The following is a 250-nucleotide window of genomic DNA, read 5'->3' as shown; positions in this document are numbered from 1 at the left end:
TAATTAGATATGAGAAAAGATTTTTGGAATAAGAATATAAGTAAATTAGAAGAAATAATTCAGAACTAATTATAAACCAGATAATATATTTAGAAGAAAAATAGATATTGAAATAAAAGAAAATGTAAAAACTGATTATGATTATATAATTCCATTACCTCCAGCATTTATATATGAAGAATCATTATTTAATGCATGGGTAAGANNATTAACAGAAATTAAAATGTTTGGAATTTTAAAAGATTCTGAA

The sequence above is a fragment of the Candidatus Nanopusillus massiliensis genome (genome assembly GCF_920984865.1).
Note: the sequence above shows the minus strand (reverse complement) of the source record.